Origin of the sequence: Psychrobacillus sp. OK032 (genome assembly GCF_900111345.1) — a bacterium.
Taxonomy (GTDB): domain Bacteria; phylum Bacillota; class Bacilli; order Bacillales_A; family Planococcaceae; genus Psychrobacillus.
Map to the genome: position 1 here is coordinate 84,147 of NZ_FOGY01000010.1, position 13,743 is coordinate 97,889.

The 13,743-nt window shown below is 36.9% G+C and carries 17 protein-coding genes; 11 read left to right on the forward strand and 6 right to left on the reverse strand.

Annotated elements, in window-relative coordinates; all coding sequences use genetic code 11:
* The first annotated feature begins 31 nt into the window (after positions 1 to 31).
* From rluF to BMZ04_RS18080, 3 genes are all read left to right on the forward strand, one after another.
* Positions 32 to 736: a 23S rRNA pseudouridine(2604) synthase RluF gene (gene rluF / locus BMZ04_RS18070; RefSeq protein ID WP_093275037.1), complete on the forward strand. Its 705-nt coding sequence runs from the start codon at positions 32 to 34 to the stop codon at positions 734 to 736.
* Positions 737 to 982: 246 nt separating this feature from the next.
* Positions 983 to 1,405, forward strand: coding sequence for an SRPBCC family protein (locus BMZ04_RS18075; RefSeq protein ID WP_093275040.1), 423 nt, complete (start codon positions 983 to 985; stop codon positions 1,403 to 1,405).
* Positions 1,406 to 1,738, forward strand: coding sequence for an ArsR/SmtB family transcription factor (locus BMZ04_RS18080; protein ID WP_093275043.1), 333 nt, complete (start codon positions 1,406 to 1,408; stop codon positions 1,736 to 1,738).
* A gap of 45 nt (positions 1,739 to 1,783) precedes the next feature.
* Here the strand turns inward: BMZ04_RS18080 and BMZ04_RS18085 are convergent, their stop codons facing one another.
* The 3 genes from BMZ04_RS18085 to BMZ04_RS18095 all read right to left on the reverse strand — a co-directional run bounded on the left by BMZ04_RS18085 (position 1,784) and on the right by BMZ04_RS18095 (position 4,923).
* Positions 1,784 to 3,325 (reverse strand): Mur ligase family protein, encoded by a 1,542-nt coding sequence (locus tag BMZ04_RS18085; RefSeq protein ID WP_093275047.1) that lies wholly within the window; start codon positions 3,323 to 3,325, stop codon positions 1,784 to 1,786.
* A 22-nt stretch (positions 3,326 to 3,347) separates the two neighbouring features.
* Positions 3,348 to 3,650 (reverse strand): DUF6509 family protein, encoded by a 303-nt coding sequence (locus tag BMZ04_RS18090; RefSeq protein WP_369802691.1) that lies wholly within the window; start codon positions 3,648 to 3,650, stop codon positions 3,348 to 3,350.
* 256 nt (positions 3,651 to 3,906) lie between these two features.
* A complete protein-coding gene (locus BMZ04_RS18095; RefSeq protein WP_093275058.1) occupies positions 3,907 to 4,923 on the reverse strand; it encodes a serine hydrolase domain-containing protein in 1,017 nt (338 codons plus the stop codon).
* 149 nt (positions 4,924 to 5,072) lie between these two features.
* Here BMZ04_RS18095 and BMZ04_RS18100 point away from each other — a divergent pair, with 149 nt between their 5' ends.
* Entirely contained in the window at positions 5,073 to 5,900 is an 828-nt protein-coding gene (locus BMZ04_RS18100) for an STAS domain-containing protein (protein WP_093275061.1), read from the forward strand.
* A 52-nt stretch (positions 5,901 to 5,952) separates the two neighbouring features.
* Here BMZ04_RS18100 and BMZ04_RS18105 read toward each other — a convergent pair whose 3' ends face one another.
* Positions 5,953 to 6,600 (reverse strand): hypothetical protein, encoded by a 648-nt coding sequence (locus BMZ04_RS18105; RefSeq protein ID WP_093275066.1) that lies wholly within the window; start codon positions 6,598 to 6,600, stop codon positions 5,953 to 5,955.
* A 12-nt stretch (positions 6,601 to 6,612) separates the two neighbouring features.
* On the reverse strand, positions 6,613 to 7,056 hold the full coding sequence (locus tag BMZ04_RS18110; RefSeq protein ID WP_093275070.1) for an ASCH domain-containing protein: 444 nt from the start codon (positions 7,054 to 7,056) through the stop codon (positions 6,613 to 6,615).
* 147 nt (positions 7,057 to 7,203) lie between these two features.
* Here BMZ04_RS18110 and BMZ04_RS18115 point away from each other — a divergent pair, with 147 nt between their 5' ends.
* The 4 genes from BMZ04_RS18115 (at position 7,204) to BMZ04_RS18130 (ending at position 11,032) form a co-directional block, all read left to right on the forward strand.
* Entirely contained in the window at positions 7,204 to 7,530 is a 327-nt protein-coding gene (locus BMZ04_RS18115) for an ArsR/SmtB family transcription factor (protein WP_093275074.1), read from the forward strand.
* Positions 7,531 to 7,557: 27 nt separating this feature from the next.
* Positions 7,558 to 9,165, forward strand: coding sequence for a SulP family inorganic anion transporter (locus BMZ04_RS18120; protein ID WP_143128323.1), 1,608 nt, complete (start codon positions 7,558 to 7,560; stop codon positions 9,163 to 9,165).
* A 114-nt stretch (positions 9,166 to 9,279) separates the two neighbouring features.
* Complete coding sequence (locus tag BMZ04_RS18125; protein ID WP_093275077.1) at positions 9,280 to 10,452, forward strand: alanyl-tRNA editing protein; 1,173 nt, start codon at positions 9,280 to 9,282, stop codon at positions 10,450 to 10,452.
* A 73-nt stretch (positions 10,453 to 10,525) separates the two neighbouring features.
* Entirely contained in the window at positions 10,526 to 11,032 is a 507-nt protein-coding gene (locus BMZ04_RS18130) for a hypothetical protein (RefSeq protein WP_093275081.1), read from the forward strand.
* A gap of 41 nt (positions 11,033 to 11,073) precedes the next feature.
* Here the strand turns inward: BMZ04_RS18130 and BMZ04_RS18135 are convergent, their stop codons facing one another.
* A complete protein-coding gene (locus tag BMZ04_RS18135) occupies positions 11,074 to 11,352 on the reverse strand; it encodes a hypothetical protein (RefSeq protein WP_093275085.1) in 279 nt (92 codons plus the stop codon).
* A 167-nt stretch (positions 11,353 to 11,519) separates the two neighbouring features.
* Between BMZ04_RS18135 and BMZ04_RS18140 the strand changes: the two genes are divergently transcribed.
* From BMZ04_RS18140 to BMZ04_RS18150, 3 genes are all read left to right on the forward strand, one after another.
* Positions 11,520 to 11,915, forward strand: coding sequence for a MarR family winged helix-turn-helix transcriptional regulator (locus tag BMZ04_RS18140; protein ID WP_093275088.1), 396 nt, complete (start codon positions 11,520 to 11,522; stop codon positions 11,913 to 11,915).
* 12 nt (positions 11,916 to 11,927) lie between these two features.
* The gene (locus BMZ04_RS18145; RefSeq protein ID WP_255368002.1) at positions 11,928 to 13,097 is read left to right on the forward strand and encodes an MFS transporter; all 1,170 of its coding nucleotides are present in this window, start codon (positions 11,928 to 11,930) and stop codon (positions 13,095 to 13,097) included.
* 101 nt (positions 13,098 to 13,198) lie between these two features.
* On the forward strand, positions 13,199 to 13,735 hold the full coding sequence (locus BMZ04_RS18150) for a superoxide dismutase family protein (protein WP_093275091.1): 537 nt from the start codon (positions 13,199 to 13,201) through the stop codon (positions 13,733 to 13,735).
* The last annotated feature ends 8 nt before the right edge of the window (positions 13,736 to 13,743 follow it).

Sequence of the window (13,743 nt, forward strand, 5' to 3'; positions counted from 1 at the left end):
TAATTATTCTAACAAAAAGTAGGTGCCAATCATGCGTATAAATAAATTTTTAAGTGAAGCCGGCATTGTATCTCGCCGTGGAGCGGACAAGTGGATAACAGATGGACGAGTCATGATAAATGGAAAGCAAGCAGAGCTAGGTAGCCAATTAGAAGCCGGCGATGATGTACAGGTAGACGGAAAACCAATTGTCGTGGAACAACCTCTAGTATACCTCGTCTTAAATAAGCCTGTTGGCATAACGAGTACTACAGAACGCCATATTAAAGGAAATATCGTCGACTATGTGAATCATCCACTTCGCATTTTCCATATCGGTCGATTAGATAAAGACTCAGACGGTCTCATCCTATTAACAAATGATGGCGATATTGTAAATGAAATTCTCCGTGCTGAAAAAGGGCATGAGAAAGAATATATTGTTACAGTCAATGAAAAAGTTACGGATACATTTTTGGCGAAAATGGCTGCCGGAGTTAACATACTCGGTACAAAAACACTTCCTTGTAAAGTTAAAAAGTTAGGTCCTAATATGTTTAACATAACATTAACACAAGGTCTAAATAGACAAATTAGAAGAATGTGCTCCGCACTTGGTTTCACCGTTAAGCGGTTGCAACGTATTCGAATTATGAATATCACAATAGAAGGTCTTCCTATCGGAGAATGGAGAGAGTTAACGGAAAGCGAGAAAAAAGAATTATTCACGACACTTAGCTATTCACCTAAACGATAGTTATGCATAGAATACTGCTGGATGTTCATTTGACATAACACCAAATGGTTTCATATAATAATTAAAATGAAACGTAAAGGTTTCGTATTTAATCAATTACGGCTCGGCGTAATTGTGTCCAGATTTTGAATTACGCCTGCGCTATTAACTCCTTTCAAAATCTGTGACATTCGCCGGAGGCTTAACTTGAATTAGCAGGGAGTTCCGATTCCTTGCTAATTCAAATTAACGAAAGTAGGGAAACCCATGGAAAATGCATTACAGGATATTACACAAACAATCATATTAAATGCTCCAATTCAAAAAGTATGGGATACAGTTACAACATCGGAAGGCATTGCATCATGGTTTATGCCAAATGATTTTAAACGGGAGGTTGGTCATGAGTTTCATATTCAATCACCTTTTGGCCCTTCCCCTTGTAAAGTAACAGAGGTAATTCCTCCTAATAAGCTTTCATTTATATGGGATACAGAAGGTTGGGTTGTTTCCTTTATATTAAAAGAATTTGGGGATCAAACGGAGTTCACGCTTATTCACGGTGGGTGGAAACAACCAGATACACTCATCTCAAAAGCAAATCAAAAAAGTGCTATTATTCATGAAACAATGTCGCAAGGTTGGATGGGCATTGTTCAAAAAAGCTTGCGAAAGGCTGTTGAAAACTAATTGTCCTCTTCTGCACAAAAGTATGATGTGTTTCAAGCAATAGCTGACCCAACGCGTAGAGAAGTATTAAAGTTGCTTGCTCATAATGAACTACCAATATCAGAAATTACTTCTCACTTTCCGATGAGTCGTACAGCAATTGCAAAGCATCTGCATATACTTTCGGAAGCCAATTTAGTGAGCGGACAAAAAGTCGGCAGAGAAAAAAGATACCGTCTGCAACCTGAAACGTTTCAAGAGTTAAAAGATTGGCTTTCTTACTACGAACAATTTTGGAATAATAAGTTGTCTATGTTGAAGTATGTAGTCGAAAGTGATAACGGAGATAGTTGAAATAACGAAAAAGACCGATTGAATATCATCGGTCTTTTTTCGTTATTATGAATTTCCAGCAACACGTTTTTCTAGCGCTTGGAATAATTTCTTTTTGTCTACGTTTGGTCGAATTGTTTCAAGTTGTTCTAATGCTATTTTCGCACCATAGTCCATCCCCTGGCATCCCGCAAGTAATACGAGATCGCCTTCTTCGATGTTTTGCAAACCTTGTTCAATTGCATTCGGTAACTCCTCATATAAACGAACATTAATTCCTGCTTCTTCCATCACTTCTTCAAATACTGCAAGTTCGCTATCTGAAACAACGTCCTTTTGAGTTACATGAGAGCGGCTTAATGTAGCGATAACTTCATGTATCCCTAGTCTAGGTGCCCATTTCGCAATTGTCTCTGCATTTTCTTTATTCACCGTGACTCCTCGGTCTCCTCGTATTGCATACACAAGGCAAATACGATTAAAATCCATTCTTTCCAATGTACCTAACGTAATATCGATGTTTCCGCTATTTGCAAAGTGATCATCAATAATTTTAAAGTCATCCTCAAAGATAATTTCAAAACGACGTTCTACTCCGACAAATTCTCGTAAGCTTTTTTGAATCGTCGCAACAGGTACTTCGCATAGTAATCCAATAACGATACTAACCATCGAATTATAGACAGAATGGAACCCAGGTGTAGAAAGTTCAATTTCGAATTGTTGCTTAGGAATAACTAGATCCTTCGTAACTATATCTTTTGAAATTACTACCGTAAAATCTGCACGACCTGTTGATAAGTCTAGGTTTTTGCAAGTTACATCTGCAGATTGCTCTTCTACACCAATAGTGATTACTTCCGCTTTTGTTTGATTTACAAGGGAAGCTGAATACGAATCATCTAAATTTAAGATTGCAACTTTATTCTCTCCAGCGTTACGAATAAGGCTAGATTTATGTTCAAAATAATTCTCAAATGACGAATGTAAATCGATATGCTCACGACTAATATTATTCAAAGTAACAATATCAAAATCCACGCAACCTACACGATTCAATTCAAGCGCCGATGAAGACACTTCCATCGTCGCATGTGTCACATCCTCTTCTACCATTTGTGCATAAAACCGTTGTAAATCTAGAGATTCAGGTGTCGTAAGCTCAGATGGTTCTGCATAATCACCAATTTTCACCACAACAGTTCCCATCAATCCCGTTTTCAAGCCATGATTTTCTAAAATAGCATTTGTCATAAACGAAGTAGATGTCTTCCCATTTGTCGCAGTAATGCCAATCGTTTTTAGCTTTCTAGTTGGGTGATTATAAAAAGCATCTGCAAGTGTAGCAAGTGCAATACGTGCGTTTTCCACTTTATATTGTGGAACTTCCACACCTTCTATAAAATCCTCTACAACTAAAACTACCGCTCCATTTTCAACTGCTTGTCCAGCAAACCGGTGTCCATCTACTTTAAATCCTTTTATACAAACAAATACTTGTCCTTCTTCCACTTTACGTGAATTATACGCCAGTCCTGTTATATCTAGTTGCTTAGCATGTTTAACATCTGTTACATTTACATATTTCATTAACTTTGTTATTTCCATTAAGGTGGCCACCTTTTTGCATTTATATTGCTTCGCTATAATGTTCCTTACAAAAAGCAAGAACTTCCATTTCTTCTTCCTCTTCAAGTCCAAAGTCTAGCACTTTGCCGTTGCTTCTATTCAAGAAATGATATTGTACAATACGTTCTTCTGTTTCAATAACTGCTAAAATTACTCGTAAATCTAATGAGTTGTCCTCATCAAATAACTCGTCATCTTCCGGCACTTCGATCCCCAATAAAAACTCATAGCGATCGCCCGTAATAATGCCTGTTGGGTCTTTTATTTTTTCAACCTCATAGGATGTTATTTTCAAAAAGTCCACCTCCGTTTATACAGTTTATCATGTTTTGTAAATAAATTAATCCGTTTTGTATTTTGTTACTATAAAGAAATATATATAGTAAAAAAGAATAAAAAGCCACGAAACTAAGTAATAAAAAAAATGTACATAGTTGTTCCACTTTATCTCCTAATACTAGTATTCGGAAATGGGCTATATTCTATTCTTTCTTTCGTTTTTAGCATTACGATAATCTTTTAGCCATAATACTTCTAGAATCTAATTCAGGAACGAAAAGTTAACTTAATTGTTTCTCTATTTCATTCAATATCTTGTAAGCACCACTAGAAATATTTGCACAAACTGCAAGTTGTATGTCCGTTTCCGGATAATAAGCTGAATGAAAGCATACCCCCGGATCATATCCCATTAGATGATACTTAAAAATAGTATCATCTTTTTTCTTTATCCATACTCCGTAGCCATAAAAATCATCCGCTTGTTCCTGCACGTGAGGTGTCAATAACGTTTTCGTCAATGATTCACTTAATAATACGTGATTCGTCAGAGCTTCCCAAAATTTTAGCATATCCCCCACTGTTACAAAAGCTCCCCCATCTGAACCACCTTGAATAGGAAGAGAGTACATATTGGTTCTCCAAGTGCCATCTTCGTGATCTATATAACCAATTGCAGTTTTTCCAGGGAGAGAGTCTAATGCAAAATAACCTGAATCAGTCATCTCTGCTTTTTCAAAAATGTGTTTTTGTACATAATCCTTAAATTCGAGACCACTTACTTTCTCAATGATTAAACCAAGCACGATAAATCCAGCATTGTTGTAATGGAATTTCTCGCCGGGACTAAATTTCATTTGAGCTTGTTGAAATAATGGTAAGAAATCGGAAAGACTTCTCATATGATACATAGGACTTTCTATCCATAGCTCCTCAAAGTCATCCATTATCTCTTCATCGAAATAATCAGGAATGCCTGAAGTATGAGTTAAAAGATGGTGGATAGTAATACTTTCATCGAAATTAGGAAAAGAGGAATCTAGGCATTCCTTTAATTTTGTATCGAAAGAAAGCTTACCTTCCTCTACAAGTTGGCTAATAGCAACGGCTGTAAATATTTTGCACCCGGATGCAATCCCATAACGAGTTCTTATTTCATTTTCTACTTTATCCGCTCGATTAGCATAGCCATAACTACTTTTAGCAAGTATTTGTCTTCTTTGTTTTATAAGGATGGATCCCGAAAAGTCAATTTCTTTTTGAATACGTTCAATATGCTCCCTTAAATCAGTTCCCATTCGTATCACCCGCTTTATAATTTTACAAAGACTTTTCTTTTTCCATTGTACACTATTATGCTATCTCTTCCTGTTATGATGACTAGAATAAAAGCCAGCAGTATTCTACAATATACATACTAGAATGAACAGTAAAGGAGAATACAGAGATGAGTGATTTAAACAGGGAGTTATATAACTTTATCATTGAAAACAAATCAAATATAACCGAGGAGTGGCTAGCAAGTAAGCTTTTGGACGATCCGTCTTATGCCACACCCGATACCGAAGGATTTCTGAAAGATGAGACCGCTTCCCTAATAGAGGCAATTTCTTCCGTATATATCCAAGATAAAAAGGACTATCGAGCATATATTGAATATCGCGCATTTCAAGTGGCCGAGATGCGAGTGGAAGACTCTTTTCCACTTTATGAAAGTATTCATGGATTCAACAAAATCCGAAAAATATTTTGGAATTTTGTCGAAAGGTTCATCGAAGAAACAGAGGAACAGGTTACAGGAATTGAAGTGGCCATTTGGTCCGATTTGATGAATACCGCTATAGATTATATAGTTGAGATTTTCGCTAAGCATCACTATGAATACTCACAAAAGATCCTCACTGCTAATCAAGCATTAATCACAGAACTTAGTAGCCCTGTCATTCCTATTAAAGAAGGTATTGGAGTGTTGCCACTCGTTGGTAATATTGATGACGAGAGAGCAAAAGTAATTTTTGAATCTACTTTAGCACAAAGTTCTGCCAAAAAACTAAAAACTATTTTCATTGATTTTTCGGCAGTTCCTGTACTAGATTCAATGGTTGCAAACCAAATTTACCAACTATTAGTAGCACTTAATCTTATCGGTGTCGAAGCGATTTATTCAGGTATTCGCCCAGAATTAGCACAATCTATTGTTTCACTCGAAATCGATTTTACAAGCATAAAAACGTATTCGAGTTTAATGCAAGCACTGAAGGAGAACCCTAACTAAGAAAAGTGACTAAGTAACCCTTTCAGAAGGTAACTTAGTCACTTTTTTTATGTTATCCTACTTTTCCATCTTCCGATACATTTATCGTTTGGCCATCTGTGAGTTCTATCTCAATAGGTGATGTTATACTCATTTTTTTCGAAAAGTACCATCTCCTGTTAGGAGGAACTAATAAAATAAATGTATCATTACTTCCTAGAAAGTTAAGCTCATTTCCCTCTATACCCACATGGCCTGAAACATGTACACCAATGTCTTGTATTTGCTCTCCTACTTCTTGGACAAAAGGTGTAGTTATACTAACTTCACTCAGGTTCAAAAGTGAGTCGATACTGAAATCACTCCATTTATCTACATTACGTCTTGCAATTAGTTCAACGATATTGCCTGCCGGATCTTCAAAGTAAAATGCATCTGCATCAAAACGAGAATAGTAAATTTCATCTACTGCATCTTCCCTATTTAGCGTGACTCTTTCTTTTGCCCAATGTTTTGCAAGTGTAAACTGATTTCCAGGAATATTAATAGCGAAGTGGTATAAACTTGTTTTCGTTGACTGCTGAAAAGTTAATGTGGACGTACCGATAGATAATTTGAAATACTCATTGCCTGATTCAAGAATAGTAAACCCTAATACATTTACATAGAAGCCCTTAAGTTGTTTTAGGTTATCTGTATATAACTTTACTGCCTGAAACATTTTTTCACCCCATTATTTGACGTCAATCAATTCAAAACGCTCACAAACTAAAAGCATATCCTCGGAAAACGCTAATCCTACTTCTTTCAGTTCATTAGTAAAAAATTCAATATGCACATCTCTCCAATACTTGTAGGTACGATCTCCTTCCCCTTCTGCATATGCAAAATCAACCGGCACCTCATTCATAGGCATTATGGTTACTTCAGAAGTTCGAATAATACAAACAGGTTCTTCTTTGCTATTTAATACAATACTATAGTCATCTACTTTCGGAAGAGCCTCATTTTCTATTTCATATAATATATGCCCAGAACATGTTGCTGATTTCACTCCATTTATAACAAGTTGGGCCAATTCGTCTGGACTTCCTCCAAATTGCCATGCACTAACTGATTCGGGCTTGTTTTTCCCTTCCCAAAATGTATTCCAATAATTATGCGCTCGTTCATTCATTATGAGTTCCTCAATTCTTCTTCCCTATATACTATCAGTATATTAAAGCAATTGAACAAATACTATTGCAAAACTATTCAATTCATCATATGATAATTACATCAACATATTCAAATATTTGAATATGTATTAAATAGGAGCGTTTTTATGTGGAGTGATTTACAACAATTTAAAGCTGATTTCTTCAAAGCCCTTTCCCATCCTTTGCGAATTCGGATTTTAGAAATTCTTTCGACCGGAGAAAAAAGTGTCAATGAAATACAAGAGATTATAGGAAGTTCAGGTTCTACTATTTCTCAACAATTAAGTGTACTTCGGGCAAAAAACATTGTCATTGGTACGAAAGATGGAAAACGGGTTGTCTATTCATTACGGGACCCAGCAATTGTAGACCTGTTAAACGTAGCGAAGGAACTTTTCAACAACCATCTAATCGACACGTTATCGATGTATGAAGAATTAGAAGAGGGTTAAAAATAGTGAGAAAAAGAAGGGGTAAATGTGAAAGGACCATTTCAGTTGAATAAAGGGAATTATTCCTTACATCATCTTCAGAAAGATTTACTTTCCGGACTGATCGTCGGTGTCATTGCTATTCCATTAGCAATGGCTTTTGCTATTGCATCTGGAGTCAAACCGGAATATGGGATTTATACAACGATTATTGCAGGTATTATTATTTCTGTATTCGGTGGTTCTAAGTTTCAAATTGGGGGTCCGACTGGAGCTTTTGTACCAATATTGCTTGGTATTGTTATTGCTTATGGGTACGAAGATCTTCTGCTTGCCGGATTGTTAGCTGGAATAATACTAGTCATCATGGGGATATTTAAAATTGGATCGCTTATTAAGTTTATCCCACGACCCGTTACGATTGGGTTCACATCAGGTATCGCTATTATTATTTTTACTGGACAAATTGCAAACTTTTTTGGACTAGAAGGCATAACAAAGCATGAAAGCTTTATTGCGAATATGCGGGAAATTGTGATTCATTTTCATACAGTCAATATATATAGCATTATCATTAGCATTATTTGTTTCTTTTTCATACTAGCCACACCAAAAGTGTTACCGAAAGTTCCTAGCCCAATTATTGGTCTTTTGTTTTCTACATTGATCGGATATTTCTTTTTTACGGACCAGATAGCGACAATTGGTTCTGCATATGGAGGTATTCCGAATTCTCTTCCAGCATTTCATCTTCCTGAGTTAAGCTTGGAAAGAATACAACGATTAATCGTCCCTGCCTTTGCAATTGCAGTGCTTGGGGGGATAGAATCACTATTGTCTGCAGTTGTTGCCGATACAATAACTGGTACAAAACATAATAGTAATAAAGAATTAATCGGACAAGGAATTGCTAATATTGTCGCCCCACTTTTCGGGGGAATTCCTGCTACTGGAGCAATTGCTAGAACTGCTACCAATATTAAATCGGGTGCTGCCTCTAGAATGTCTGGGGTTTTTCATGGATTAATCGTTTTAGTGACTTTATTACTTTTTGCCCCACTTGCATCGCAAATTCCACTTGCCAGTATGGCACCAGTGCTCATGATGGTTGCTTGGAATATGAGCGAACGGAGAGCATTTAGTCGAGTATTGAAACTAAAAAATGGAGAGTCCCTTGTTCTATTAACAACTTTTTTCTTTACCGTCTTCACCAGCATTACAACAGCTGTTTTAGTTGGTTTAGCGTTATCTATCTTGTTATTTATTCAAAAAATGACAAACGTCCAAATAGTTACGAAAGTATTACCAGAACATGATTGCTCACAAATTGAGATGCTTGCGATTAATGGTCCCTTATTTTTCGGGAACGCCGAACTGTTCGAACAACGAGTAATCGAAACGATTCAACCAGAGGCGGCCGTACTTATACTACGTATGAAAAGCGTTCCTTTCATCGATATTACTGCAGAGGAAAATTTACTAAATGTGATAAAATCCATTCAAAAAAATAACGGGATACTACTTGTCGCAGAAGCATCACCAAAGCTTATAAAAGGATTAAAACGAGGAAGCATCTACGAAAAAATTGGTTCCAATCATTTTTTTGCACATATAGATGATGCAATAGAATATGCTTTGCAAATGATTGACCACTAAATTGAGTAGGGTCTTAAGTATTTCGCAAAACGTTATCTAGCCCCGAAAAGACCGCCTAAAAACGCGGTCTTTTCTTTTTCATGATATATTTTAGATAGAGGAGTGGAATTGCACATGACCAAAAAGCTATATTATGAAAATCCATATATACAAACGTTTTCCGCACGAGTCATCAAACAGGACCAGGATTACGTCGTTCTTTCAGAAACTGCATTCTACCCTACTGGTGGTGGACAACCACATGATACTGGTACATTAAACGGGATTGATGTGACGAATGTAGAAACAGTTGACAGGGAAATAAGACATTATCTTGCACAATCACTGCCAGAAAATACAGAAGTAGTAGAAGGCAATATTGACTGGGAAAGACGACTTGACCATATGCAGCAACACGCTGGACAACATATTCTATCCGCTGCTTTTGAAAGCTTATTTGGGTTCCAAACAATTAGCTTTCACTTAGGTAAAGAAAGCGCAACAATCGACTTAGACACGACTGCCGTAACTCCGGAGCAATTAAGAGAAACAGAAAAATTCGCCAATCAAATCATCTTGGAAAATCGATCAATCGACACGATATGGGTCACGTTAGAAGAGCTTGCCCAGTACAAATTACGTAAAGCAACTACTTTAAAAGAAGATATTCGACTCGTCATTATTCCAGATTTCGACTACAACGCATGTGGTGGTACACATCCAAAAGAAACAGGACAAGTTAGACTCATTAAAATACTACAAATAGAAAAACAAAAAAGACAGATCCGAGTAGAATTTATATGTGGAGAAAGAGTCCTTACCCATCTACATCGTAAACAAGAAGTTTTATTCAATTTAATAAGCATACTTAACGCGCCGGAAGAAAAGCTCGTAGATGCAGCAAAGACAGTGCTAGAAAACGGAAAATCATCGGAAAAACAGATAGCCAATTTGAAAGACTCACTCATACATTACGAAGCAAAAGAATTATTATCGAATGCAGAGAAACACGTCGTCACCGCCACTTTTCAGAGCCGCTCGATTCAAGAGTTGCAGAAATTAGCAAAAACAGTAGTAGGCGGGTCACCTGAAACAATTTGCATACTTGTTTCGGAAAATGAGCACAAACTACAAATCGTAGCTGCAAAAGGCGACATAGTGGAACGAAGCATGAAAGAATTAGTTACAAATGTTCTTCCTTACATAAATGGAAAAGGAGGAGGCAATGAAAAAATGGCACAGGGAGGAGGAGAAAACACATTATCTAGTGAACGATTAATAGAAAAAGCACTTTTTTATATTCGATAAGGTAAATCACCGTTCCATAAAAATCCTCCCTCCATATACTAACTTGACAATGTAAGGAAAGGAGGATTTTTACTTGAACAATCAATTTCCATTTCCACAAGAACAACACGAGTTTCAACCCGGCGGTCAAAATTTCCCGGGGAGTAGTAGGATGCCAATGATGCCACCAATTGATCAGTTCCCTGGTCGTTCCCCTGGACAATTTCCGGGTCAATTTCCGGGGCAGTTTCCTGGGCAATTTCCTGGGCAATTCCCGGGTCAGCAAGGGCCACCATCTCCCCCTAGTTTTCCATCACAAGGGCAGCAGCATAATCCTGAAGGAAATCCACCAACAAGCCCACCGCCGTCATTTACCCCCCAACGTCAGCAACAGTCTGTAGGGACTTTTGCGGTTGATCCGGGTTCTATAAGAGGGTGTTTATTCCGAAATACGTACATCTGGCTTGTAAACGGAAGTTCTTTCTGGTTTTTTCCAACCTTTGTTGGTAGAAGATCTGTTGCCGGGTTTAGATGGACTGGACGTATGTGGACATATTATGGAACAGATTTAAATAGAATTTCATCTTTCCAATGTTTCTAAACAAAAGCGCATAAAAATCCGAGCAATTATGCTCGGTTTTTTTATGCGCGATTTCGGTAAGCCATAAGAGAAGTTTTAATAGAAGAATAAGATCCAATGGCAGCTCCACTATAAAAAAGGCCCATAAAAATTCCTGCCGACAAATTATGTGGATGGCTTATAAAAATGGAAATGATAAGTCCAATAGACGTGGCGATAGTGGAAATATATTGCGGACGAATAGGTAACGTTATTTTTAAAATTTCAGTTAAAACGATGATAACTGGTACCGCCCAAAGGGCGTCCCAAATATTTGTTTGTATTGTAGGAAATTCTGTCATATAATCCTGTCTCCTTAAGTTCACATTTCTAATTAGTTTGGACAAGTATTCCTCATTCAATTCAACTCCCTTTTTTACTTAACTTTACAGAGCGCTTAAATAGTAGTAAAATAGTTTAGCTAGGTAAATATATTTCTTTAACACATTAAAAAGGAGTCTTTTAATCGATGAACCCACTTTTTCATGAACTTTTTCAGAAATCACGCTTTTTAACAAATGAAATAAATCTTACTTTAAAAAAACACAATTTGTACGCTTCCCAATGGACAGTTCTCTTCTGTATTCAAAAACACGGAGAGATGTCGTTGACACAAATTTGGAAGTATTTAAACGTTGAAGCGCCAACAATCACTCGTACAGTTTATCGTTTAGTTGAGCTTGGATGGATTGACATTCGTCCTGGAAAAGATCGTCGTGAGAAAATTGTCAGTTTATCAGAAAAGGCTTCTCAAGACTTCTCCACCATAAAAGAATCTATCCTAGAATTTGAAGATAGAATGGTCGAAAGTCTCACAAAGGAAGAAGAAACAATATTAATCGAGCTTTTACGCAAAATTAAGTAAGGAGTAATACATGTGAACAAAAAAGAGCCTATTTGGACAAAAGCATTTATCAGTTTGTTTGCAACAAACTTTTCTATTTTTATGATATTTTACGGTTTAGTATCCGCACTTCCTCTTTATGCAACGGACGTTCTATCTCGTTCTGATAAAGATGCGGGTTTATTAATGACTATCTTTTTAATTTCCGCTATTATTGTTCGTCCTTTTACCGGTAAAGTATTGGATTTAATTGGTAAACGCAAAGTGCTTTGGACCGCTTTCTTTCTTTATCTGCTATGCACTGCACTATATTACTTCGTGGTACCTTTTGAGGCGTTATTGATTTTACGACTCGTGCAAGGAATTTTCTTTAGTATTGCAACGACGGCAAGTGGATCTTTGGCAGCAGACACTATACCAGTTGCAAGACGCGGAGCAGGATTAGGTTATTTTGTGATGTCTACAAACCTAGCTGTCGTTGTCGGACCTCTTGTCACATTAACTATTATTCAATATTTCTCATATGATGCAATGTTTTTAACGTTGACCGCCTTACTTATTATTGGTGCTATTGCAGCTTTAATGATACCGGCTAATAAGAAATCTGCCACTCCGCCTGGGAAATCCCGATTGACTTGGAATGACCTTTTTGAGAAAAAAGCATTGCCTATTGCACTTACTGCTTGTATAGTTGGTTTTTCCTATGCAGGTGTCCTTTCTTATTTGTCGATTTATTCGCAACAAAAAGGAGTACTACATTTAACAAGTAGCTTTTTTGCAGTATATGCAATCGTGATGCTAGCTACTCGACCGTATACAGGCCGAATTTTTGATGAAAAAGGACCTAAATATATTATTATTCCTGGTCTACTTTCTTTCGTTATCGGCCTTGTTTTACTTGCTTTCATGAATTCACCTTTCCTATTTCTACTATCAGGCGCATTTATCGGTCTTGGTTACGGAGCAGTTGTACCAAGCCTCCAAACGCTTGCTATCCAATCTACTACGCATGAAAGAAGTGGTTATGCGACCGCTACATTCTTTACGTTATTTGATACAGGATTAGCAGTAGGATCTTTCTTACTTGGAATAATCGCCATTCAGTTTGGTTATCAAAATTTATATTTATTGTCTAGCGTATTTGTTATTGTGGCCCTTCTTTTATTTATGGGATTACAAAAGAAGAAAGACCGTTTAGCGTAAATCGCTGAACGGTTTTTCTTTTCCAATTCTTTCGTTCTTATATGTATATAATCCCTCTTTTTGGCAACACTTGAGTGGACATATATTTAGGAGGGAATTCGTTGAAGAAACAATACATTAGTTTATTCGTTTTAATAATAGTTATACTTAGTGGATGTGGTTTTCCGTTAGCAGATGCTGATTTAAATGAACAGGTACAAGTTTCACTGCTAAACACGGATGGGAAAGAAGTAGGTCAAGCTACTCTCACTAATCATGCAAAAGGGGTTCATATCCTCATAAAAGCAGAAGGCCTACAACCAGGAACGAAGGCTATTCATTTTCATGAAACAGCTTTATGTGAGAAACCAGATTTTAAAACTGCAGGAGCCCATTTTAACCCTAGTCATAAAGAGCATGGCTTTCAAAATCCGAAGGGCTACCACTTAGGAGATTTACCTAACATCGAAGTCGATGCAAATGGTAAAGTAGAGGTTGAAACAGTATCCCCCGCAGTAGTATTAGCGGAAGGAAAAAGTAACTCCTTATTAGATGCGGATGGTAGTTCTATTATTATCCATCAAAACGCAGATGATTATAAGACAGACCCTTCTGGCAATTCTGGAGATCGAATCATTTGTGGTGAAATTAAGAAATAGGTTGGAAG

Bases quoted from the DNA above. Each gene is read 5' to 3' on its own strand.
- rluF (WP_093275037.1), top strand. From the start codon at position 32: ATGCGTATAAATAAATTTTTAAGTGAAGCCGGCATTGTATCTCGCCGT.
- BMZ04_RS18075 (WP_093275040.1), top strand. From the start codon at position 983: ATGGAAAATGCATTACAGGATATTACACAAACAATCATATTAAATGCT.
- BMZ04_RS18085 (WP_093275047.1), bottom strand. From the start codon at position 3,325: ATGGAAATAACAAAGTTAATGAAATATGTAAATGTAACAGATGTTAAA.
- BMZ04_RS18095 (WP_093275058.1), bottom strand. From the start codon at position 4,923: ATGGGAACTGATTTAAGGGAGCATATTGAACGTATTCAAAAAGAAATT.
- BMZ04_RS18100 (WP_093275061.1), top strand. From the start codon at position 5,073: ATGAGTGATTTAAACAGGGAGTTATATAACTTTATCATTGAAAACAAA.
- BMZ04_RS18105 (WP_093275066.1), bottom strand. From the start codon at position 6,600: ATGTTTCAGGCAGTAAAGTTATATACAGATAACCTAAAACAACTTAAG.
- BMZ04_RS18110 (WP_093275070.1), bottom strand. From the start codon at position 7,056: ATGAATGAACGAGCGCATAATTATTGGAATACATTTTGGGAAGGGAAA.
- BMZ04_RS18115 (WP_093275074.1), top strand. From the start codon at position 7,204: ATGTGGAGTGATTTACAACAATTTAAAGCTGATTTCTTCAAAGCCCTT.
- BMZ04_RS18125 (WP_093275077.1), top strand. From the start codon at position 9,280: ATGACCAAAAAGCTATATTATGAAAATCCATATATACAAACGTTTTCC.
- BMZ04_RS18135 (WP_093275085.1), bottom strand. From the start codon at position 11,352: ATGACAGAATTTCCTACAATACAAACAAATATTTGGGACGCCCTTTGG.
- BMZ04_RS18140 (WP_093275088.1), top strand. From the start codon at position 11,520: ATGAACCCACTTTTTCATGAACTTTTTCAGAAATCACGCTTTTTAACA.